Origin of the sequence: Terriglobus roseus (assembly GCF_900102185.1) — a bacterium.
Taxonomy (GTDB): domain Bacteria; phylum Acidobacteriota; class Terriglobia; order Terriglobales; family Acidobacteriaceae; genus Terriglobus; species Terriglobus roseus_A.
In genome coordinates, this window is the sequence record NZ_LT629690.1 from 3,653,080 (window position 1) to 3,675,822 (window position 22,743).

General features: G+C 57.0%; 21 protein-coding genes. 12 read left to right on the top strand and 9 right to left on the bottom strand.

Going from position 1 to position 22,743, the window contains the following annotated elements; translation table 11 throughout:
* Positions 1 to 295: 295 nt before the first annotated feature.
* Positions 296 to 1,174, top strand: a complete 879-nt coding sequence (locus BLT38_RS15335; protein WP_156785155.1) for a hypothetical protein — start codon at positions 296 to 298, stop codon at positions 1,172 to 1,174.
* A gap of 4 nt (positions 1,175 to 1,178) precedes the next feature.
* Here BLT38_RS15335 and BLT38_RS15340 read toward each other — a convergent pair whose 3' ends face one another.
* The 3 genes from BLT38_RS15340 to rlmB all read right to left on the bottom strand — a co-directional run bounded on the left by BLT38_RS15340 (position 1,179) and on the right by rlmB (position 5,315).
* On the bottom strand, positions 1,179 to 1,796 hold the full coding sequence (locus tag BLT38_RS15340; protein ID WP_083345965.1) for a trimeric intracellular cation channel family protein: 618 nt from the start codon (positions 1,794 to 1,796) through the stop codon (positions 1,179 to 1,181).
* A gap of 445 nt (positions 1,797 to 2,241) precedes the next feature.
* Positions 2,242 to 4,500, bottom strand: a complete 2,259-nt coding sequence (locus BLT38_RS15350; protein WP_083345967.1) for a hypothetical protein — start codon at positions 4,498 to 4,500, stop codon at positions 2,242 to 2,244.
* Positions 4,501 to 4,523: 23 nt separating this feature from the next.
* Positions 4,524 to 5,315 carry a 23S rRNA (guanosine(2251)-2'-O)-methyltransferase RlmB gene (gene rlmB, locus BLT38_RS15355; RefSeq protein WP_083345968.1) on the bottom strand — a complete coding sequence of 264 codons (792 nt, stop codon included), beginning with the start codon at positions 5,313 to 5,315 and terminating at the stop codon, positions 4,524 to 4,526.
* 220 nt (positions 5,316 to 5,535) lie between these two features.
* Here rlmB and BLT38_RS15360 point away from each other — a divergent pair, with 220 nt between their 5' ends.
* The 5 genes from BLT38_RS15360 to BLT38_RS15380 all read left to right on the top strand — a co-directional run bounded on the left by BLT38_RS15360 (position 5,536) and on the right by BLT38_RS15380 (position 9,768).
* Entirely contained in the window at positions 5,536 to 6,156 is a 621-nt protein-coding gene (locus tag BLT38_RS15360) for an RNA polymerase sigma factor (protein ID WP_231966893.1), read from the top strand.
* A gap of 2 nt (positions 6,157 to 6,158) precedes the next feature.
* Positions 6,159 to 6,533: a hypothetical protein gene (locus tag BLT38_RS15365; protein WP_083345970.1), complete on the top strand. Its 375-nt coding sequence runs from the start codon at positions 6,159 to 6,161 to the stop codon at positions 6,531 to 6,533.
* A 5-nt stretch (positions 6,534 to 6,538) separates the two neighbouring features.
* Complete coding sequence (locus BLT38_RS15370) at positions 6,539 to 7,093, top strand: zinc ribbon domain-containing protein (protein WP_083345971.1); 555 nt, start codon at positions 6,539 to 6,541, stop codon at positions 7,091 to 7,093.
* Between the two features lie 142 nt (positions 7,094 to 7,235).
* Positions 7,236 to 9,308, top strand: coding sequence for a M13 family metallopeptidase (locus tag BLT38_RS15375; protein ID WP_083345972.1), 2,073 nt, complete (start codon positions 7,236 to 7,238; stop codon positions 9,306 to 9,308).
* Between the two features lie 109 nt (positions 9,309 to 9,417).
* Complete coding sequence (locus BLT38_RS15380; RefSeq protein WP_231966547.1) at positions 9,418 to 9,768, top strand: hypothetical protein; 351 nt, start codon at positions 9,418 to 9,420, stop codon at positions 9,766 to 9,768.
* Between the two features lie 70 nt (positions 9,769 to 9,838).
* On the opposite strand, the gene BLT38_RS20560 is transcribed toward BLT38_RS15380, so the two are convergent.
* Positions 9,839 to 10,495 (bottom strand): YdeI/OmpD-associated family protein, encoded by a 657-nt coding sequence (locus tag BLT38_RS20560; RefSeq protein ID WP_156785156.1) that lies wholly within the window; start codon positions 10,493 to 10,495, stop codon positions 9,839 to 9,841.
* Positions 10,496 to 10,666: 171 nt separating this feature from the next.
* Between BLT38_RS20560 and BLT38_RS15390 the strand changes: the two genes are divergently transcribed.
* From BLT38_RS15390 to BLT38_RS15400, 3 genes are all read left to right on the top strand, one after another.
* On the top strand, positions 10,667 to 11,449 hold the full coding sequence (locus tag BLT38_RS15390; RefSeq protein WP_172838297.1) for a tetratricopeptide repeat protein: 783 nt from the start codon (positions 10,667 to 10,669) through the stop codon (positions 11,447 to 11,449).
* Positions 11,450 to 11,581: 132 nt separating this feature from the next.
* A complete protein-coding gene (locus BLT38_RS15395) occupies positions 11,582 to 13,102 on the top strand; it encodes a carboxylesterase/lipase family protein (protein ID WP_083345975.1) in 1,521 nt (506 codons plus the stop codon).
* 166 nt (positions 13,103 to 13,268) lie between these two features.
* Positions 13,269 to 14,684 (top strand): hypothetical protein, encoded by a 1,416-nt coding sequence (locus tag BLT38_RS15400; protein ID WP_156785157.1) that lies wholly within the window; start codon positions 13,269 to 13,271, stop codon positions 14,682 to 14,684.
* Between the two features lie 77 nt (positions 14,685 to 14,761).
* On the opposite strand, the gene BLT38_RS15405 is transcribed toward BLT38_RS15400, so the two are convergent.
* The 3 genes from BLT38_RS15405 to BLT38_RS15415 are packed head-to-tail and all read right to left on the bottom strand — an operon-like array spanning position 14,762 to position 16,739.
* On the bottom strand, positions 14,762 to 15,175 hold the full coding sequence (locus BLT38_RS15405; protein ID WP_047490602.1) for a hypothetical protein: 414 nt from the start codon (positions 15,173 to 15,175) through the stop codon (positions 14,762 to 14,764).
* Positions 15,176 to 15,189: 14 nt separating this feature from the next.
* A complete protein-coding gene (locus BLT38_RS15410; protein WP_231966548.1) occupies positions 15,190 to 15,534 on the bottom strand; it encodes a c-type cytochrome in 345 nt (114 codons plus the stop codon).
* Positions 15,531 to 16,739 carry an alpha/beta hydrolase family protein gene (locus BLT38_RS15415; protein WP_083345976.1) on the bottom strand — a complete coding sequence of 403 codons (1,209 nt, stop codon included), beginning with the start codon at positions 16,737 to 16,739 and terminating at the stop codon, positions 15,531 to 15,533. The genes BLT38_RS15410 and BLT38_RS15415 overlap by 4 nt, the downstream gene beginning before the upstream one ends.
* A 212-nt stretch (positions 16,740 to 16,951) precedes the next feature.
* Between BLT38_RS15415 and BLT38_RS15420 the strand changes: the two genes are divergently transcribed.
* From BLT38_RS15420 to BLT38_RS15430, 3 genes are all read left to right on the top strand, one after another.
* Complete coding sequence (locus BLT38_RS15420) at positions 16,952 to 17,158, top strand: hypothetical protein (RefSeq protein WP_083345977.1); 207 nt, start codon at positions 16,952 to 16,954, stop codon at positions 17,156 to 17,158.
* A gap of 318 nt (positions 17,159 to 17,476) precedes the next feature.
* On the top strand, positions 17,477 to 18,499 hold the full coding sequence (locus BLT38_RS15425) for a hypothetical protein (protein WP_156785158.1): 1,023 nt from the start codon (positions 17,477 to 17,479) through the stop codon (positions 18,497 to 18,499).
* Between the two features lie 178 nt (positions 18,500 to 18,677).
* Entirely contained in the window at positions 18,678 to 19,457 is a 780-nt protein-coding gene (locus BLT38_RS15430; protein WP_083345979.1) for a class I SAM-dependent methyltransferase, read from the top strand.
* On the opposite strand, the gene BLT38_RS15435 is transcribed toward BLT38_RS15430, so the two are convergent.
* The gene (locus BLT38_RS15435; protein ID WP_172838298.1) at positions 19,454 to 20,866 is read right to left on the bottom strand and encodes a double zinc ribbon domain-containing protein; all 1,413 of its coding nucleotides are present in this window, start codon (positions 20,864 to 20,866) and stop codon (positions 19,454 to 19,456) included. The two genes, BLT38_RS15430 and BLT38_RS15435, sit on opposite strands and share 4 nt — an antisense overlap.
* A 164-nt stretch (positions 20,867 to 21,030) precedes the next feature.
* Positions 21,031 to 22,698: a hypothetical protein gene (locus tag BLT38_RS15440; protein ID WP_083345981.1), complete on the bottom strand. Its 1,668-nt coding sequence runs from the start codon at positions 22,696 to 22,698 to the stop codon at positions 21,031 to 21,033.
* Positions 22,699 to 22,743: the final 45 nt, after the last annotated feature.

The following is a 22,743-nucleotide window of genomic DNA, read 5'->3' on the forward strand; positions in this document are numbered from 1 at the left end:
ACACGATCCGAAAAGCTGTACTTACATGCCATGCAGTCTGTGACGGTAAACTCTGGAACTGCGGGAAATCAGCCGAACCATGCGGTTCCGTAGCGAAAAAGCCGTGAATAGATTGGGCTTAAAGCTTCATCGACAATAGAAGTCAGCTCCATCTCTTACTCAAACAGGCAATACATCGTTTCTCTACATCAGCGTGCCTGTAAGTACAGGAAAAGGGGTAAGTGAGAACACATGCAGGACGCTCACACATTACTTTGGAATTTGTCTGCTTAAAGCAACAAACAAGAGGAGTGCAATGGAACCGCTGCAAGTGTGGTCTCTCAACGGGGAGCGTTTTATAGGTAATACTCCCGAGGAGATACCATCAACCGTCACCTGGCTCAAGGGCTTATCAGATCCTGGTGCCGTGGTTCCTGACGTTCTTTGCCTGCAGGACTTCCGAGCCAGCATGATTGCGCACCTCAGCCCCCTGCCTTACTTTTCGTTTGTGCCCATGACAATCCAGAGCTTTTGGGGTAAACGAGAATCGTTAGGCATCTGTATCGCATCACGATGGCCCATCGACGAAATCGAAATTCATCACACATGGGGTGATGGCGTCGTGCGCCATCTCGAAGGCGTGGGGGAAGATAACGAACGCACGCAGCCACTGGACGTTTCGGACTCGCTCATTCTGAAAACACAGAATCGCCTTGCGATTGCCTGCAGCGTGCATCGTCCCGGTGACGAAAAGCCGTTGCGTGTCGCCACGCATCATGGCTTCTGGGTGCGTGATGGCATTCCCACTGCGAACCAGATGGACAGCACAATTTCTGTTTGTGGTTTCCTTGCGGAACAGGCACATCGTTACGGTGGCCTGCTCTACGCTGCGGATTACAACCCTGACAAAGAAGGCAATGTATTACGCACGTACCAGCAATTTGGCGGCGTGGATTGTCTTCCTCTCGAAATACAGACAACCTTGGCCACGCATCATCCGGCCTATCGCTTTGGTATTCGATCGGACTGCATGATGGTCTGGCCCGACAGCGAAGGACAGTACCACTACGCTGTTGAGGATGTTCACGTAGACCCCACTCCTGGAAGCGATCACGACATGGTCTGCGGCAGGGTCAGTTTTCTTGATACGCCGTTAGAGAATACCTTCGGACATCTGACCGCCATCTGCAGGTAGATGTTCAACCTGCGATAGGCAGGTTCCAATGGAAATGCACCGCTGCCATACGCGTTGCAAAGCAGCAGACAATCCCTGCCACATCCGCCATGGGAGGCTTAATGCCAACCTTCCGCAGCGTGACAGTGATTGCTGCTCCAAGCAGAGCCGCAGCCGCGTAAACATCTGCCTTCAGCACATTCGGAATCTGGTTGATGAGAATGTCGCGGAGAGTACCGCCGCCCACCGCCGTCAGCCCACCCAGCATCGTCGCCATCAGCGGATGGATTCCATACTCAATCGCCTTGGTCGCGCCAGCCACAGCGAAAAGGCTTAGACCCGCCGCATCCAGCACTTGTACCCAGCCCTCACCACTGGCGGCGATCGACGTTCGCAAAGTGAATACGATCAAGCCTGCGGTAAGAGCAGTAGCCACATAGCGCCAGTCGCGCATGGCATTCGGAGGTGTGGCGCCAAGCAGGATATCGCGCACGATACCACCGCCCAGTGCCGTAAGAAACGCAACCACCAGCACCCCAAGAAGATCCAGCCGAACATGCACTCCGGCCGTGGCACCTTCTGCCGCAAAAAGAGCTGTGCCGATCAAATCCAGTAGCAGGAGAAGGTGGTCGCGAACGCGCATGTGCCTCACTATAAAGTGCCGCGCCAGTTTACGACGCAACGCAATTTGCCAGATATAGCCATTTGCCAAACGCATTTGGGTGGGCGTCTACTCGCCAATACAGACTTCCGAGTCGCTCAGACATTGGCTACGCCTGTCCGGCCCGTGCACTTACACGCACTTCAACCGTTGACAAGGAAGGGGGTTCCCGTGGAAGCCGTCAGCACCCAAGCGCCTGCTTACTCTCATCGAAAAAACCCAAATCAAACGTACGACTCCATCTGCCACCGCTGCTTCTCCACAGTGGCAACGGAGAGCAACGAGAGTGCCCTCGCAAAACACGAACAGCAGCATGAGTGTGGAGCGATGGCCCAGGCACGGACGCTGATGCATAAAGACACATACATGTCCGCCGAACGAATGATTTCCTCTTCAGTAGACGCTGCCTGAAAGGGCTGCCCTTCCCTTAACGCAGCTGTGTCGGAGCGATCGTGATGGAGCGACGATGAAGCGACGCTCCTGCCTCCGGCACGCTGCCATCATTTACCAACACCTCTGCCGGCTCTGCTTCAAACGGAATACGAATCGTGGCCTTGCCGTGCGCAGGAACACGCAGTGGAAGCGTGTTGGTCAGCGTTCCGGCGCGCACAGTCACAGGAACTTCAGCATCCGTTCCGCCGGTGTTCTGTACCTCTACCGCAACAAGCCATGAACCGGCCTGTGCCACTTCCTTACTTCCACCCCATTGAGCGCGAGGATCGTCAGGCGGTGCCTGCACTTCCCTGCCGATAGGTCCACCATAAGGTTGCTGATGTTGCGGCAACAGGTTTGCCGGTGCAGCGGCGCGTTCAATCTTGCGCGGCGCAATCGCGGCAATCTCCAGTTGCGGCAACGATCCCGTTCCCTGAATCCAGCTTTGGAAGAACCAGTCCAGCTTCTTCGTTCCGGCAACCTGCTGCACCATCTGTTCGAAACTCGAAGTCTCTTGCGCAGCAGACCCAGGCGCGTTTTCCTGCTTCAATCGCCATCCGGAGAGCGCTCCTTGAAGCGCGTCCTCACCCACAATGTTTCGCAACATCTGCAGAACATAAGCAGAACGCACGCGCGCACAAGAAGGCTGCGTGCATGTCGATAGCGGCGTAACCGGACCATCTACAACCGGCGCATCCGACGACGAAGAACTCATCTGCGGCGAGGCATCCGCGTCCATCTGGCGCAGACGCTTCGCTTCCGATGCCAGTCCAGCAAGGGCTACGGTGCGATCGTTGCCACGCTCAGCCCACAGCGCCTGCATAAACTCCGGAATGCCATCACGCAGCCATGCAGCGTCGATGCCATCGGGCAGCCATGCCGAGGTCAGCGGTACCACCAACGAAGGTGCAATCGCCGCGGGCTGTGCCGTCCGCAACGGAGCCACCAGAAGCGCACCGTCCGCATATCCCGCCGCATCAGGAATGGGCAGATCAATCACATCCAGCGGACGCGAAGCCTTAGGTCCCAGCCACTGCTCCAGCATCGGACGCAAACGAGCAGCAGCCTCACCGATAGAAGCAGCACGATCAGCCGCGTCTGTAACAACACGCACCAAACCGCCTGCCACTTCCTGTGGAGCCGCCAGAGTCACGAACAACGAAGGAGTACGCGGCCCAAGCTTTGCCATTGACCACGATGCCGTAGCAACACCCTCCGCAGCAGCGGTCAGCTTCTGACGATTGCCACAGAAGAAAGCAGCATCCGGCTGTGCGCCCTCATACTCCAGCGTGAGATGAAGTGCGAACGCGCTCTCCACTTCACGCGCGCGACTCGCCTCCACAGCCTTCGGCACTGCGGCCCCATCCTTAAGCAACGCGGAATCGCCGGTAGCGGGATACCAAAGCACATTGCCCATACCGCGTAGCCCCGTAAAGGCATCGGTGACCGTGTCCCAGTCCGTGCGAACAGCAACTTCCGTGGGCGCTCCCAACTCCAACAGACGCGCTCCACTAGCTGCGATCGTGCCACCGTAATAAAGATCCAGCTTGGTATCAGCGCCAGGGGCGAGCGGTTCAGGAAGCGTTAGCAGCATCTCCGATGCCACACCCGTGTGGTCCAGATCGTCGCGAAGATGATGCTGTTCCAACTTGAGCGTACTTCCCTGCGCAATCCGCGCACTCTCCCACTTCAATGCGCCAGAAACCTGCAACGCAATCGCCGAAAGCGGCTGCGTGCCGGTGTTCTTCACCGTAATCTGCGCGCGAATTTCCGCCAGTCCGGTGTGGGTATTCAGATGAACATCCAGATCGCGTGCGGCAACAAGAGGTGCACGACGCGCTTCGGCAGGTACCTTCGCCGCAGCAGCAAGATCGGCTTCCGTGACGACTAAAGGCGACGCCCCCTCCACCGCTTCTCCAGAGCTACTGGAAGACGATTCCGCAGCTGCCGTCTGTGCAGGTTCTACTGGCGAACCATCGGCGTCTGCCGCATCATCCGGCGAGCGTCTACGCAGACGAGGTGGATGCGCACTGGAAGATTCGCCCGGCTTCGTCGGGGCAGCAGCAGGCTGCTCCGGTTCGGGTGCAACAGGCTCTTCGTGGCGTTCAAACAGCACCTTACCCTTGGGCGCAGGCTGCTGTTGCTGTTCCGTCTGTTGTTGCGGTTCAGTTTGCTGAGCGAAAGACGAAACAGGCAGCAGAGACGCCGCTGCAAGCAGATACGGAACGAGCCGGTGTGGATTGGAATGCGACATGAAAATCTTCAGAAAATGGGCGGCTAAGAGCCGAGACCCTTCCGTGGCTTGGACGCCTTCGCAGGCGCTTCGTCAGCAGGACGCTGCTTTACGCGACGCTGCCGCGCCGCCTCATACATCACGACCGCGCCCGCAACCGACACATTCAACGACGGCACCGCACCCGCCATCGGGATGCGCAGCAGAAAATCGCAGGTACGCTTGGTCAGGTCGTGCAGCCCCGCCCCCTCGCGCCCCATCACCAGGCAGATATCTGTGTTGAAGTCGAACTGGTCGTAGTCCATGGTGCCGCGCTCATCCAGCCCAATGATCCAGATATTGTGTTTCTTCAGCTCCTCGAGAGAGCGCACCAGATTGGTAACTTTGGCAGCGCGAACATGCTCCGTCGCCCCGGCTGACGCCTTCGCAGCAGCCCCGCTCAGGGGTGCCGACCGGCGTTCAGGCAGCAACACGCCGTCCACGCCGGCGCCATCCGCCGTACGCAACAGGGCGCCCATGTTATGAGGATCTTCCACCCCATCCAGAGCAAGGAAGAACCGCTTCGCATCGCCGCCGGAATGAATTAAGTCTTCAATCGTCAGCAACTTGCGTTCTTTCAGGAACGCCACTGCACCACCGTGATTTTCACTCCGGCTCATGCGCTGCAGCTCTTCCCGGCTGCCGTAACTGACACGAACGCGGGCTGATCGACACAGGTCAAGCAGGGCGGCCACGCGCGGGTTAGTCGGGCCGGAAAGAACGGTGATGTGGTCCAGGTCTTTGGGCCGTACGCGGACGGCTTCGGTGACGGGATGGAGCCCGAAGAGAATCTCCATACTCCCAGTCTACGCGGAGCCAATCCGCCGCGGAAAATAGCGCTTTTCATTGACCGTTCACTAACCCTAGAATGGATGAGCCGGACCGCATCGCACACCTTCGCGTACTCAGGGACAACTTTTCCTCATGCTGAAAGAAAATTCTTTCGGGAACCGAGTCTTTTCCGGACAACCCCGCGTCAACAATGATGTGCAGGGTGCTTTGTCCATTTCGGCGGCAATGCTGGAAGCCAGCGAGCAGGAGAACGCGGAGATCGCGCTCGGCCTGAAGCGGCAGGACCCTGATCTGCTCGATCGTCTGATCGACACCTATCAGCACCGCCTGATGCGTTACCTGACCTTCCTGACCGGCAAGCGCGAAACCGCCGAGGATCTGTTCCAGGAGACCTGGATGCGCGTGCTGATGCGCGGCGCACAGTACAACGGCAAGGCTCGTTTTGATACATGGCTGTTCACCATCGCCCGCAACCTGGCCATTGATCTCTCCCGCAAGCGCACCATGGCGTCGCTGGATGAGCTGCAGGACCCAGGCAATGACGAGCGCCCCTTTGAGATTGCGATTGACGGACCTTCGCCGTTTGAGCAGTTTTGCTCCCGCGAAGATGCCGCAGAAGTAAGCGCCGTGCTGCTGGACCTGCACGCCTCCTACCGCGAAGTGCTGGTACTGCGTTTCCATGAGGAAATGGCGCTGGAAGAGATTGCAGCGGTCACGAAGTCTCCACTCTCCACGGTGAAGTCGCGTTTGTATCGCGGCCTTGCTGCGTTGAAGCCGCAGATTGAGAAGCTCCGTCGTGAGCGGAACCTCGTCCCAAGGACGGCCGCTCAGGGAGGGCTCTCTTGAGCATGGCAATTTCGGAGGACCCGCGCACCCCAGGTTTAAATGCACGCGCGGCGGTGGTTAACCGTACCCATCGCGTCATTCGTCAGCGTGCCAATGCCATGCGGGAGCGCAAGCGTACCACCCGCGACCTGATTGTTCCGTTTGTTGTGTGTTCTGCCTTGCTTCTTTTCATCGCTGCAGCTGTGCTGCACGTAACAGACGAAAGCATTTCAGACATCGCCGGCATCTGGAAACGAATTGTGGATCTGGGCGCAGATGCAGGTAGCGAAGTAAGCCTGTTGCTGCTATGGTTTCTACCACTCTCGGTCATCACGGCCGCGGTGGTGCTGCTCCGTCGCAATCGTCGTCCGTCGGACCGCAATGACAAGGTAAGGTAAGCCCCATGGTGTGGAAGACGGAACATAGCCAGCGACCGGACGTGGAACAGAGCGACGACGAGCTGAAAATGATTCCGCTCTGGTCGGTCATTCTGTCCGTCATGGTGTTTGTCGGTATCCAGATGCTCAGCTATGGATACTTTGGCGGCCCCCCTCCCGGCGGACCGCGCCACGGCAACCCCGTCATGCATGCCATTGGCAGCTATAGCTGGGGAGCCGCTCTGGCCAGCTATGTTCTGCTGATTGGTTACATCAGCCGCGATGTGAAGCGCCGCAACATGCGTCCCGCACTGTGGATGCTGATTGTGCTGGTCATGCCCGGCGGCATTGGCGCCATCGTTTACTTCCTGCTGCGCCAGCCCATCCTGAGCCGCTGCCCCTCATGCCGTACTGAAGTCGCTAGCGACTTCCATTTCTGCCCGCAATGCCAGTTCCAGATGAAGCCGGTATGCGGCCAGTGCTTCCGCGGCGTTCATATCACGGACGTGTACTGCACCAACTGCGGCCACGACCTTGCGGAAGACGCCATGCCCGCGCGCCTGCGCTCCTACAGCGACTAAAAGCAGTCCTACACGTCCCCCAGCGGATACCCATAACGCTCATAGTTGTCCCAAACAGACGCGCCGGGAAACTTCCGCTGCGATTCGGCATACGTCGCGCGTACTTGCTACAAAGGATCGAAGTCTTTCTTTGGAGCCCCCTATGCGCTTTCTGACCGTTGCGCCGTTTGTACTGTTTGCCGCGAGTGTCTCCGCACAAAATCTGACCTCGCAACCTGCACCCACCGGCGCACAGAAGCCATTGGTCCCGCTGGAGACATTGCCGTACTCACCAGTGCTGAACCTCACCAGCCTGGACCGCAGCGTGAATCCCTGCGACGACTTTTACAAATTTGCATGTGGCGGCTGGCAAAAGAACAATCCCATCCCCGCCGACCAGTCAGCATGGAGCGTCTACGGCAAACTGACCTACGAGAACCAGCAGTTTCTATGGGGCATCCTGCGCGATGCCGCGGCCATGAAAGATCGAGATGCCACCCAGCAGAAGATTGGCGATTACTTCGCAGCCTGCACCGACGAACCTGCAATCGATAAGCGTGGCTTCGATCCGGTCAAGCCCGCACTCGCACGTATTGCGGATTACAAATCGCGCGAAGCTCTGTTGAAAGACCTGCCTGCCTTCGCAGTCGACGTGGATGGTTCTTTCTTCTTTAACGCCGGCTCCACGCAGGACCCGCAAAACGCAAACAACGTTATCGCCGGTGAAGACGCAGGCGGACTCGGCCTGCCCGACCGCGACTACTACCTGAAGACCGACCCGAAGAGCGTAGAGATTCGGCAGAAGTACGTCGCCTACATCGAAAAACTATTCACCATGAGCGGCGAGTCCGCAGCACACGCAAAGACCGATGCAGACGCGGTGATGAAACTCGAGACCGCGCTGGCAACAGCGTCGCTTTCGCGCGTCGATCGCCGCGATCCATACAAGATTTTTCATCGCCTCACGCTCGCCGACCTGCAGAAGCAAGTGCCTGCAGTCGATTGGGCACACTTCTATCAACTCGCCGGAGCGCAGAGCTTCACCACGCTGAACATCTCGCAGCCAGACTTCAACAAGGCACTGCAGCAACAACTGACAACAGCACCGCTCGATACGCTCAAAGCGTATCTACGCTTCCACGCTCTCACCTCAGCCGCACCGCAGATGAGCAAGCCATGGCGTGAAGCCCAGTTCGACTTCTTCAGCCACTACTTGCGCGGCACCCCAACAATGTCTCCCCGCTGGCGCACATGCACCCGCCAGGTGGATGACTACATGGGTGAAGCGCTCGGACAGGAGTTTGTCCGCCGCACCTTCTCTGCAGACACACGCGCCAAGACGCAGTTGATGACCAATCTCATTGAAGATTCCATGAAGCAGGAGATTGAACACCTCGACTGGATGAGCCCTGCAACGAAGGCTGAAGCACTGAAGAAGCTGAAGACCATTCGCAACAAGATTGGCTACCCCGATCACTGGCGCGACTATTCGAAGCTGACCGTCACGCGCAACGATTACTTCGCCGATTATCACAACGCGGTGATGTTCGAAAGTGAGCGCGACTTCGGCAAGATCGGCAAGCCCGTCGATCGCAATGAATGGATGATGTCACCACCAACGGTGAACGCTTACTACGATCCGCAGATGAATGACATCAACTTCCCTGCGGGTGTTCTGCAGCCACCGCTCTATGAGGCAAAGGCCGACGACGCACCGAACTACGGCAACACCGGCTCTACGATTGGCCATGAACTAACGCATGGTTTCGACGACCAGGGACGCCAGTTCGATGCCGAAGGCAACCTGCGCGACTGGTGGACGAAGGAAGATGCAAAGGGGTTTGAAGACCGCATCAACTGTCTGCGCGATCAGTTCGCCACATACACCGTGGTGGATGACATTCATATCAACAGCAAGCTGACCAGTGGTGAAGATGTAGCCGACCTCGGCGGCACATTGATTGCTTACATGGCATGGAAGAAAGCAACCGAAGCTGAACGACTCATGCCTGTTGATGGCTTCACACCAGACCAACGCTTCTTCGTAGGATTCGCACAGTGGGCATGTGAGAGCCAGCGACCCGAACAACTTCGCATGAACGCACTCACCAACGAACATTCGCCCGGCTATGCACGCATCAATGGCATTGTGGTGAACATGCCGGAATTTGCGAATGCATTTCAATGTGCAAAGACTGCGCCCATGGTGAAGGCCAACGTTTGCAAGGTTTGGTAATCGAACGCGGTCTTCTTTTTTGCACATCAGGCAACGAGAGGGCCGCGACCTTTGCTCCAACTCTGTGTCCACTCCAATGCAGTTCGGAAGTGAGGGAGCACCAATGAACATGAAGACACGTATCGCAGCACTCGTACTTGGCGCTGGCATGATTGCCACGCCTGCAGCACTTTTCGCTCAGGGGCCACCGCCTCCGCCCCCGGGCTACGGCCAGGGCCCCGGACGCTGGGATGCACCTCCTCGCGAATATACCCGCGATATCCAGCGCCAGGGCTATCGTGATGGCTTGTATGGTGCGCAGAAGGACTTTGAAAATCATCGCCGCCCCACAGTGATGAACCGCGATGAGTATCGCAACTACCGCGGACCAGATCGCCGTGGCTATCAGTCTGCTTTCCAGCGCGGCTACAACGCGTGGTGGGGCCACCAGCGTGGACCGGGCGGACCTCGTCCTTACTAAGAACTCGTGAAGATAAGAAAGCCCGCACAAGATGCGGGCTTTCTTATTTCCTGTCGTTTTCAAACGAGAATCAGCACGAACGATACTTGTCGTTGAAACGACGCCCCGCTTCCAACATCGCAATGGTTTCGCCCATGCGCTTCTCGCGCGTCTCTTCTTTCTTCGCCGTCGTGATCCATTCCAGATATTCGCGCTTGCAGCTCGGCGGCAGCGTTTCGAAATACGTCTTTGCGCTCTTTGACTTCTTCAGCAGAACGGCGAAGGCATCCGGCATTTCAATCTCCTGGCGTGTGCCCTTGCGTGTGCGGCCTTCCATTGCAGAACCGGCTTCGCCTTTCCGAATCAACTCAGCCGCATACTTCACATACTTCGGCAGGTCCTTCGGCAGATCTTTCACAGAAGCAATCTGGCCGATGCTTCCCGCGCCTTCCACCTTCGGCATCCCCTGCGATTCCAGATACTCCGGCATCTTTGGCGACCAGAAACCAAATCCACAGTAGTTCTTGAACGCCGCCATAAAGCATAGGTTTTCACCGTTCACCGTGAAGAACGGACGACTCCACTTCACATCCTCCACGACCTCCGGAACAGCCTTGTGAACCATCTGTCGCAAATGTTCCAGGATGGGTTTCGCATAGTCGGGTGCCTTTGCGATCTGCGCATCGATACGCCGATCAAAGCTCTCTGCAGACATTGTTTTCGCGGAAGACTTCTTCGCCGTTGCCATGATTGCGGCAGTATATCCGCAACCCCTTCGCTCCCGGTGGAAGCTGCGGCAGCATCGCCAACGCGCACATTGTTACAGTTCTATGAAAATACCCCTTGCATACGACCCCCTCGCAGGAGCACTATCCATTTCACCCCTAAGGCTGTGGCTCCCCCGGGAAGGAGGGTTTCCATGGTTCGCTCCATTCTCATTCCGCTACTCTTCGCGCCGTATCTGCTCTGGGCCCAGCAGGCTGTTCCTCCTGCCGCAGAAACGCCTCTCACTCCGGCGGTCCTCACGACAACAGACAAACCCGCCGACACAGCTTCCACTCTGCCCCCCACGGAAGGTCTGGCAGACACACTCGCCGTTCGCGGACGCTATCTCGCCGCAATCCACGTCTACGAGCAGCTTCAGCCCACCGCAGTCATCCTGAACAAGATGGGCATTGCCTGCGAACACATGTTCATGTGGGACCGTGCGCGCGCCAGCTTTGAAGACTCCATCAAACTCAATCCGAAATACGCCGAGGCATACAACAACCTAGGAACGCTGTCGCACAGCCAGGGCGATCTTGCGCGTGCAGAGAAGATGTATCGCAAATCGCTGAAGCTGAAGCCAAACGATCCCAACACCATGCAGAACCTGGGCACGCTCTATTACGCGAAGCGCAACTTCCGCAAAGGCGACGCCGAGTATCGCAAAGCTCTCGCAATTGACCCCGGCATCCTGGAACGCAGCGCCAACCGCGGCATTCCAGCCAATTCAAAGGTGCAGAGCGCCAGTGAAATCCACTATCACCTGGCGGCCACGTACGCGCAGGCAGGCAGCCAGAAGATGGCCCTCGACTACCTTCGCAAAGCCATCCTGGAAGGCTTCCGCGATCGCAACCGGCTCATGCACGACAAGGAATTCGCCGACATGAGAACCAGCGACGCCTTCCTGGCAATGGTCGAAGATATGCAGAAGAATTAGCCCCCTCCCTCACGTCCTCGAGGGCGAGCGGCTTCACCATCGCGTGAAGCCGCTCTTGCTTGCGTCAAAAGCAGCTACAAGACCACGCAACACCTCGCCTTTGATACAAAGGACATCGCACAGGGAGATGAAATGAGCACAGTGTGGACGCGTCGGCAGATGTTGCAATACACAGGGATAACCGCGGCAGGCGCAGCTTTCCGCCCCGTTCTCGCACAGACATCTGGCAATCGTCCACAGGTGAAGACAAAGCTCGGCACGGTGGCTGGCGAAGAAACCAACGGCATCCGACGCTTCCTCGGCATCCCCTTCGCCCAGCCGCCCATCGGCACACTGCGTTTCCGCGCACCCCAACCCGCAAAACCGTGGAGCGGCATTCTTGACGCTACAAAGTTCTCCGCTAGCGCTATGCAGCCCAGCCACCCCAACCAAAACGAAGACTGCCTGTACCTAAACATCTTCACACCAACAAAAATCGAAGGCCCTCTTCCCGTCTTTGTCTGGATTCACGGCGGCGGATTTACCGGCGGCAGTCCGGTAGACGTGGACGGCACGGTCTTCGCGCGTGACGGCGTCATCATGGTCACGGTTGCATATCGCCTGGGCGTCTTCGGCTTCCTCGACTGGTCGCCCTTGCTCGGCGCGGACTATGCGGATAGTGCAAACAATGGCCTGCGCGATCTCGTGATGTCGCTGCGATGGATACATGAAAACATCGCTGCCTTCGGTGGCGATCCCACACGCGTCACCATCGGCGGACAATCCGCAGGTGCAAAGCTGACAGCATTCCTGCTGGCTGTAGACGAAGCGCGCCCGTACTTCTCCGCAGCAATCTCCGAGAGTGGTGGTGGTGAACGCATTCTCGATACCGCAGGCGCCCATCGCGTCACAGAAGCGTTCGCATCGCAGCTGACAGACCGCAGCCACGCTGCGATTCTTGCGTTGTCCTCGCAACAACTCATCACACTGCAGGAACGCATGATCCAGGCCGCGCCAGGCAACTTTCCTCTGCGCGTACAAGGCGGAGGCCAACTGCTACCGCATCGCGCCATACCCGCCATCGCGGCAGGTACCTCACGCGGCAAACGCCTGCTCATCGGCACCTGCCGCGATGAAAGCGCCTTCTATCTCGGCGAACACGCAGCAGAGCCCATCACGCAGAAACGCCTCGGCAATTCCACCGAAGCACAATTCCAGGCTGTCCTTGCAAAATACGCAGCAATCTATCCGCAGATGTCCACTGCAGACCTCAACATCCGGGCGCTCACCGCAGAAGAGTATTGGGTGCCCAGCATCCGCGTAGCAGAAGCCCACAAGAAAGGCGGCGGTGGGGCAACCTACTTCTATCGTCTCGACGAGACCGCAGCCACCGGCCCGCACAAAGGCACCAGCTATCACGCGTACGACATTGGCTACGTCTTTGAACATCTCGCCACAGACGAACCACCTGCAGCGCAGACACTCTCCAAAGAAATGCACACGGCATGGGTGAACTTCATTAAGGGCAACGCTCCCGCCGCAACCGGCCTGCCCACATGGCCGCAGTGGGATGCAAAGCAGCGCGCCACCATGCTCTTCAACGCAACAAGCCAGGTGAAGCAACAACCCGCAGAAGCAGAACTGCGTCTGTGGGATGGCTTCTCCTTTTCATAAAAGCTGTAAGCCTCGGGTTTCGGAAATGCAAAATCTTCACAGTTTCGCATTTTCCGGCTAGTTAATCGTTTGACTAATGCGTTATGCTTCCGCTGCCACAAAACAGTCGTCACCGCCTGTGCGCAAACATGCGACGACTGTTCGGCACACAAGGGAGATGCTGTTCATGACGTACCTGCCGCGTTCCGTTACTCGCCGTTCCCTCCTTGCTTCGCTTGCCGCCACCACGGGCTACGCCGTAGCGCAGAAAGTGATTCCAGGAATCCCCAACGTTGGCATCCGTGCAGACAACAACGCTGCGCGCACCGAATGCGGTGTAGGCGCGCTGATGCCGTGGGCAGATGGCCTCTACGCCGTCACCTATAACTCTTCCGGCAAACGCACTGGTACCGGGCTCGGCCTCTATCGCCTCGAAGATGATCTGAAGATCGAGGCGCTCGATATGCCCAACGGAGTCTACGCCAATCGCTTCATCCATCACGCCAGCAATCAATGCATCATCGGCCCATACGTCATTGACTCCACCGGCAAGTGGCGCCGCATTGAAGGCCTCGTAGAACATCGCCTCACATCCACCATGCCGCACCTCACCGATCCAAAGAACCGCGTCTACTTCATGACGATGGAAGGCCTCGTCTTCGAGATGGATGTGAATGACCTCAAGCCGCGCCTGCTGACAGATCTCACAAAGGACATGAGCATCAAGGCACAGCCACACTTCAAAGGCGGCTACACCGCACAGGGTCGGGTTGTCGTCTCCAACAACGGCTTCTTTGCTTACGGTGAAACACAAGCAGGTCTCTTCGAGTGGGACGGCAAAGGGCCATGGAAACGCATCAGCGACAAGCCGCACATGGACGTGGCCGCGCGCGAAAACATGGGCAACGTCATGTTCGCCAGCGGATGGGATGAAAAGTCTGTACTCTTCCGCGCACTCGTCAAAGGCGAGTGGCAACTCTATCGGCTGCCCAAGCCCTCACATGCGTTTGAACAAGGCTGGCAGACCGAATGGATGCGCATCCGCGAAGTGGAGACCGAGCATTACATGATGGACATCCAGGGCATGTTCTATGAGCTGCAGCCCATCGCATTTGAAGACCGAATCTGGGGCGTGAAGCCCGTCTGCCAGCACCTGCGCATTATCCCTGACTACTGCAGCTTCCGCGGCATGCTCGCACTCGGAGGCAATGAGACCACACCCAACAACGACAACAACGCCGTCGTAGGCCAACCGCAAAGCGGCATCTGGTTCGGAAAGACAGATGACCTATGGTCATGGGGCAAACCAAAAGGCTGGGGCGGACCATGGCGCAAAGATATGGTCAAAGCAGGCGAACCATCCGACCCATTCCTGTTCACCAGCTTCGAACACAAGATGCTTCACCTCATCAGCGACAAGGCAGGCACCGTTGAAATCCAGATCGACTTCCTCGGCGATGGCACATGGGTGAAGTACGAAACAGTGAAGCTGGCCGCAGGCGAATACCACCCGGTCATCTTCCCCGAAGGCTTCAGCGCACAGTGGGCACGCCTCGTGCCCGGCGTCTCCGCGAAGATGACCGCAGAGTTCATGTTCACCTAGAACTCTGCATTCAACTCCGGAACAAAAAAACGCAGCGTTCACTACGAACGCTGCGTTCTTGCTTTTTTAACGCTCGCTTACTTCACGCGCTCGCGAATCTCCGTACGCACCAGGTACAGGAAGAACACCATGGAAAACGCAGCAGGCAACAGATACCCCGGCTGACGCGTTTGAAAAAACAGCGTTGCATTGCCCAACGAATAGAAGAAGCATCCGCCCAGCAACAACGCCCATCCCCAGCGCTTCAAACGCAAAAATCCAAACACGCCAATCAGGATCATCGTGGCCACAGTAAGGATGGCGTACAGAGCGCTGGTGCGAAACTGATCCCGATGCGCAATGACATTGATCGCATTCGCCATCGACACAAACAACATGAAGATGGCAATCATCGCCATGCCCGGCAACATGCGCGGGCCCTTCGATCCTTCAATGTCAGGCCGCACAGAACCCGGCGGCAACTTGATGCGTTTTACTTCCTTCTCGCTCATCGTCTCTTTTCCAATTACAGCGTCTTCAGGTAAGCCAGGATCGACGCAATATCGTCCGGCGAAACCTGCCCACCCAGCGGTGGCATCATGCCACGCCCATGCTGAATGGTCCACGTAATGCGTTCATCGTTCGCGGGCGCACCACTCTGCAAATACGGCTTCTTGTACACGCCCAACAGCGAAGGCCCATGCAGCGATCCCGTATCCCGATCGTAATGACACTGCGCGCAATTCTGTTGATAAGCGACATAGCCCGCATGTTCCTGCGGTGTGAGTTGAGTCAGAGGCTTCGGCGGCGGTACAGTCTTGCAGCCCATCAACGCCGAGCACACCACCGACATCAGCAACAGTCGCTTCAAACTGCACGCTCCCGCATCTGCTTATACGCCTTGTGAATGAACGACCCCATGTACCAGCCATCGATGTACTTGTACGGCGTTTCGCCCGTGGTGTAATGCCCGCACGGCAACACGCGGCTGACAAAGTTCACACCACGCTTACGGAAGTTGCTGAGCACATCCAGCGAAAACTCGCGCAAGAATGTGAGATCCCACGGTGCATAAATCACCAGCGTCTGTCGCGTCTTCTCCGCAGCAAAGCGATCCATCACACTCATCGGGCTGATTGACGTAAAGATGGCGCGCACCTGTTCCTGCGTCAGCCCCTCGCGTTCAAACGCTGCACGAATATGCCGCGTGCTCTGCCCTGTCCAAACCACATCGCCAAACCAAGTCGACGCATGATTGAACGCGCACACCTGAATACGCGGATCAAACGCCGCAGCCATGAAGCTGTAGCAGGAGCCAAGCGATGTGCCCAACACACCGAACTGCTCATAGCCCTGCGCCTGCAGCCAATCCACGCAAGCGCGAATATCCACCACAGCCTGTCGGCACGCGGCAATCGTACGACCAATGTTGCTGCTCACCGCATAGTCGCTACGTTCCAACTCCGCAGGCCGACGGATATCGTGATACGGCTTCGACAACCGCAGCCCCGCGATACCGAACTTGTTGAAGATGGCACACAACGCGTTGTGGCTGAACGCATCCGCATTCCACTGTGGCATCACCACAATGGCCTGCTTCTTTCGTTTCGGATCTTTGTGTGCAGGCTCAGGGTACCACCGCGCATTCACCGCATCGTTCTCGGGATACTTCGAATGCACCGGCGACGTGAATCGCAGAAACTCCGCTTTATCTAACTTGCCGCTCGCAGCGTCATCCTTCAGTTGCTGATCCTGCGCCAGCGTCTCCGGTCGCACATTCGTCGGAAACAACTCCGGATGCCGATGCTCCAACTGAAAATCCGTCGGCACGGCATAGCCGTAGAACTCCGCATTGCGCGCGACAATCTCTTCATTCACGCGCATCATGCGGTCCAACGCATCCAGCGTGGTCAACTGCCCGGCCATGTCCAGCCGATGCGACTCCGCGGCCAGCTCGCTGAAATCCGCAAGCCAGTCAAAACCCCACTCCAGCGGCCGCACCACGCGATTCGTATCGCGGGTGGTCAGCGCAGTCTCCCAGCGGATCATCCAGTCCGCATACCACTTTCCAAGCATCCCTTTCAGGATATCTGACCGCCCCGCGCGTTGCAGCAATGCACACAACTTGTTGATGAGCCAATCACACATGAAAAATTCCGTGCCGAATTACGCAGAAAGCGTATGCTTCCCACCAACAAAAGAATCTGCTTCTTCGCCTTCAGTTTCCGTGGGATGCTCCGCGGTAACTCCAGACGCCTTTCGTAACGTTGTTTCGTGAGGAGATGTCTATGGGTCTTTCCTGGAAAAAGTCAGACACACACACCCATTTGTCCGGTGCGAACAAGCGCCATAGCGGTATCCACACCGTCACGCCCACTTCCAAGGCAGAGGAAACAAATCCGAAACCCAAGCGTGGCTCTCCGTTTGGTGAACTGCAATTTGGCTCTGAAGCCGGCGCTCCACCCAAGGCCTACAAATCAATTCTTGGCCTCTAGCCCCCTTTATCTGCCCAGGCGACGCCCCACTTCTCCCTGCTTATGCACCAGCTCCCAATGCCCCGGATTATTTCCGGGGCATCTTCTTGGGCGACCTTCCCCATAAAACCCATCAGACAAAGAGTGTTACCGAGTTTGTTCCACCTCGGCACAGCCCGCCACAATTTCCTCTCTCTTCAGGCAACTCATGGAAACCCATGCAAATAAAGGTGATTTCAGCTTCCCTTAGGCATCGGGAGAAAATCCATGTTGCATCCCAGACATTGCGCGGTGAAAAAAGAGCAGCAGATGAGTGCTCCCGCGGCGGAGGAAGTACCAATGATTTCCCTGAAAAGTTTTGTACCGCCCATGGTTGCGCTTTCCCTGGTCGCTTGCATGACCACCGGGTGCTCCCGGCAGCAAAGCGCAATCGACGCGGCAAAGAAGGACGTAACAGCCACCGGTCAACCGCAGGAAGTGGTCTATTCAGAGCCGAACGGCAGCACCACGCTGACCATGGTCACCCCGGCAGCGCCCGGAGCCAGTGTTCCAACAACAGTCCAGTCCACCATCCCCGCAGGTGCCACACCCACGCAGGGTCTGCCGGACTGGAGCCAGGGCATCCATCCCGCCCCCAGCCATGCCGCACGATTCAAAGCACCCGGCATGATGGTTGAAGGCACCATTACTCAGACAGCCACCGCGCCGCCTGCGACTGCAGCCTATAGCAGCACAAATCCCGCAACCACGGCTGCAACAGCACCTGTTACCACGACGACCACTCCGGCGCCCCAGTTCGTTCCCGCTGACATCACCATCCCAGCAGGAACCACGCTGGCCATCCGCATCAACCAGCGCATCGACGTGAAGCACGCCCACATTGGCGATCGCTTCACAGGCGACCTCTCGGAGAGTGTCACGCGTGACGGTAAGGTCATCCTGCCGCGCGGTACCGACGTGCGCGGCGTAGTGGACGCAGCACACCGCCGGGGCCACTTCAAAGGCCGCTCCGTACTGGAACTGCGCCTGACTTCGATCATGCACGACGGCAAAGCTTACCCGGTACAAACCGCAGATTTCGTCGCCAGCAAGAAGGGTAAGGGCAAGCGTACCGCAGGCTGGATCGGCGGCACTGCAGGCGCAGGCATGCTCATCGGCGGCATCGCCAGCGGAGGCGTCGGCCTCCTCGCAGGCGGGCTCGCCGGTGGCGGCCTCGGCACCGTCATCGCAGGCACCACGGGCAATCGTGACATCGTCATCCCAGCGGAATCCCTCGTGCGTTTCCGTCTTGAAGACGATCTGACAGTGAGCCCCACGCCCGAAACCGCAACCGTGGCGGACAACCGCCCCGTAACCAACTAATAGAATTCCTCCCCCAGGAAAAGAAGCATTAATTCCCTCAAAGGGGCCTCATCATGAGGCCCCGCTTCTTTGCGCCAGAGGAACAGATGACCGTGGCGCAGAACCCATTAACAGTCCATTTGCACCGAGCGAAAAGAATGACCATCATGGAATGCGGATACAACAGTTGAGGAAAACCATGAGTGCGGATACCGCGGGATTCTACGATGATTTGGCGGAACACTATCATCTAATCTTTGAGGATTGGGGCCGTTCGATTGAACGACAGGCAGGTGTTCTCGGTCCGCTGCTTGAGAACAAGCTGACTCAACGCCCTCTAAAGATACTCGACTGCGCCTGTGGCATCGGAACACAAGCACTCGGCATGGCCCAACGCGGTCATAGCGTCGTCGCAACTGATTTGAGCAAGATGGCAGTACGACGAGCTTCCAGTGAAGCTCGCAAGTTGGGCTTGGATATCCAATTCCATGTGGCCGACATGCGAGATCTTTCTGTTCTTCACGAATCAGATTTCGACGCAGTCTTGGTTGGGGATAATGCTCTGCCTCATCTGTTGACCGATGAAGCTCTGAGCCAGGCCCTTGAGAGTATCTCCATTCGACTCAAACCCGGAGGCCTTCTGCTCGCCACGCTTCGCGACTATGACAGCCTGCTATCCACGCGGCCGACCTTTCAAGGCCCCACTTTCTATTCTGACAACGAAACTCGGCGCATTGTTCATCAGGTGTGGGACTGGGATCAGAACCAATACGAACTTCATCTCTACCTGACCTGGAACTCTGGCTCACTCTGGACAAGCAAGCATTACGCCTCTCGATATCGCGCGATAACGAGGGCCGAGCTTACACAGAGCCTTGAAGCAAACAGCTTCAAAGAAATCGAATGGCTGATGCCGGAAGCGACAACGTTCTATCAACCAATCGTCATCGCGCGCAAAGAAGACCACTCTGCGCACTAATCTTTTTTCGCAGCGCTCGAAACATCTCGTTTGATCAGCGTGCGACGCGTACCGCAGTCCGGACAAAATTTGTCTCTCGGTTTCAGATCTTTCTTGGGACAATTGCTGCAGTCGTAATGTTGCTGGGTTCCGCAATGAGTACAAAAGGCTTCACTACGCTCCAAAAGCTGCTCACATTGCACGCAGCAATGGTTTTTCTCAGCAAGCGACTTGCCTTCCGTCTCATACCATTCAATGACCTTCAGCAACTGATTGACTAACTCCCGAGCACTTTGAACCAGCTCGACCTTCGGTATTGTGGAAGCCCTTCCCTTGTGGGTCGCCCAATTCCCGGAAGTGCGGATCGTCTGGGCAGCGGCGTAAACACTCGTATCGGAAAACGCGTTGAGCTGCTCCAGCTTCATCAACATCGGTTCTAGTTTTTTCTTCTGATTTTCAGGTTTCTCGTCGTGGAGTTCCGAGAACACTTTCGTCACCAGCTCTTCTGAGATGACACGACACTTGGCCATCACATCCACCGGGTCCTCTGCCGCACTGGCCTCCAGCTTCGCGAGATCATTCGCCAATGCCGTATCTCGGATCATGGCCAGCCGTTGACCGCGAGTAAGCGTATGCAACGGAACAATAAAACCGTGCTCCTGATACGTTCCCTGCACCAGAGCGAGGTGATAAGCAGTACACATAAACGAATCTGTGTATCCCACGTTCAGTGTCACTTCTGTCTTCACTGCAGGGCCCGCAAGTATCTCAACCACCTGATTCGTCAGACTCCGATCCGTTGGAAATCCACTCCTCTCCAGAAAGTCATGCGAGGCCTTTAAAGCGCGGTCAAGATGCGTTTTATCGAAATCAGAAAGGGGCTCTGCCGGCCAACGATACCCTTCGCGGATCATCGTCTGAAACTGCTCAAGCGTAGTGTCTTTGCCATAAAGCCAAGGCAGGCTTCGCAATTCGTCCAGGCATTCTCCCGTGGCCAGCTTCGCCGAAACCGTTGCAGTCGCCTGCAGGAAACGCCAGATCGCTCCCAACTTCGTGCTCAATGCCGACTCGGTGACACACAGCACATTGAAGATACTGTGCGGCAAGCAGGTTGCATCACCAACCGATACACCGCCAAGGTTCTTCGCACGAGTGAGAAAAGGCTCCCAGGAAGCGATGCCATCAATGTACCTGTCGCGAAAAGCAATCAGTTGCTGCGCAGGAGAAAGATAGAGAAAGCGAACAGGTATCTGTCTCTGCCTGCACCATTCGCTGGCGATCTCATGCCCCGTCGAGCCTGCCATCGTTCCCAGGACAAGTGGCCGTCGCTTCGATGCTCTTTGAGCAATCCCCTCCTTCGGTCGCTCCCTAAGAACAACACCATGCGACTTGCCAAGGCGCTGAACAATGCCCACGATCTTCAGCTTCATGCCAAGCCGAATCGCCAACGCAAACGGCGTAACCCCAATGTGAACAATGTCCGTATCCGGCTGCATCAGCAGCGAGAGAGCTTCTGAGCCGCTGGAGGCGAAGTGTTGCACAAGCGTATCTTGCACGTTGACCTCGAAGCCCTGCCAAGCAGGCAGGATCGGATTTATTCAGTAGCACCACTCGCAACAACCATCGCAAGCGCCTCTTCCGTGGGTTCACCACTCTCTGCCGCTGCGTCGTTCAAATCTTCAACAAATGGATCTTCCTCGATCTCTTGATACACCTGCCAGCCCCGCAGACACGCAGCCACCGCAGAAATGCAGAGCACAATGGTAAGTTCCCACTGATGCCCCGGCTCTTTTCCGGTCAGCATCTTCGACAGCTTGTTCGTGAGCGTGTCGAAGGAAAGAAACGTAATTCCAAACATCAGGAACGCGGACACCGAAACTTCTAACGGGCGCAATCTGCGACGTCGCACTTTAGTGCGCTCTCGTTCCTGTTCCATACGCTGACGCACGGCATCACGCTTCACCCGCGACTCCTGCGTGAGCCAACGTTCTGCCTCCACCACATCAAACGTAATCTTGCGAATCAGATCATCCAGTCCAAGCGCAAGACGCAGCCTTTCGTACGTCTGATTGTGCATGCTGATCTGGCTCACGAGAGGAAGACGAAACTTCATCCGAAAGTCCAGCAGATGGCTGATCATCCCTCGAAGCGTACTTGCCCGCGTCGCATCATTCGTTGCATTCGCAGAGCCCTGCTCCACCAGGCTCAGCAAATACGACTGTTCATGGAATGCCAGGATGGCCATCCACAGATAACTCTGCCGCACCCTCGATAAGAACTGGCTCGCTAGAAAATCATCCGAACCATCAGCAACAGAAGCCGCTCCTTCCAACGAGAAGGCGTGGACAACGCTTTCAAAAGGACAATACAGCGCAGACTCAACTTCCGTTCGGCTCAACCGATAGTCCGTGGTGTAGCGCCGCGAAAAACGAAACGCAAGTTCCTCAAGGTAAGTACAGGACGGCGAGTGATTCACAACCATCGCGCTATAACTGAACGTCCGAACACTATCCATCAGTTCGAAGCGCTTCATCGACAACGCATGTCCCAGCATCTCGGTGACGCCAATCGGATCACCATCAGCAAACGCCGCCAGACGGCAATCATCCTTGCGCGAACGATGCGTCAGGATATGCAGCGCCTCTTCCACCGCAATCGGGTCTACGGGTGTTCCCCCGGAACTCACCACCTCCAACTCGGCGACGATAATTCGCAAGTCAGAAGGAAACACAACAAAGATCTCCCGAAACTCCACAAGCAGTTCGGTGGCCGTAGTACTCAGCCTCCGCTGCGCGGCCTTGGAAAGCCGTAGGCTGAGCCCCTTTTTCGTTGGTCGATACTTCGCTGCATCCGCAGTCGGCCACGCTCGCGGATCACCCGTTGGCCGCGAGTACATTCCATTCAGCAGATTCAGCCCTTCAGAAGAGGCCTGCAGAGCCGTCACTGAAGCTGTCTTCCCTGCCGGCCCGTGCGATCCAAGCGCTGCTACAACGGAAGGTTCCAGCTCCGGCGAAACCGACATGCCGCCCGGCACCTCTTTCCAAATGTGAAATGAAAGAGATCGCCCCTCATGCACCAGCGGATGCTGCGCCCGCACCTTGCCAACACAGTTTGTATGAAATCTCTCGGCAAGAAAGGCCTGTATGCCCTTCACCTTTACATTCGGATTGCCTTCATCCTGATCGCGCACACTGAAGATCAGAAAAATCCGCGCGTCTCCCACTGCGGGAGCAATCACTTTTCCTGTCGGTGCGGTCTGCATGTGAAGCCCCCATCGCAATGCATTTCACACAACTACATCTGCAGA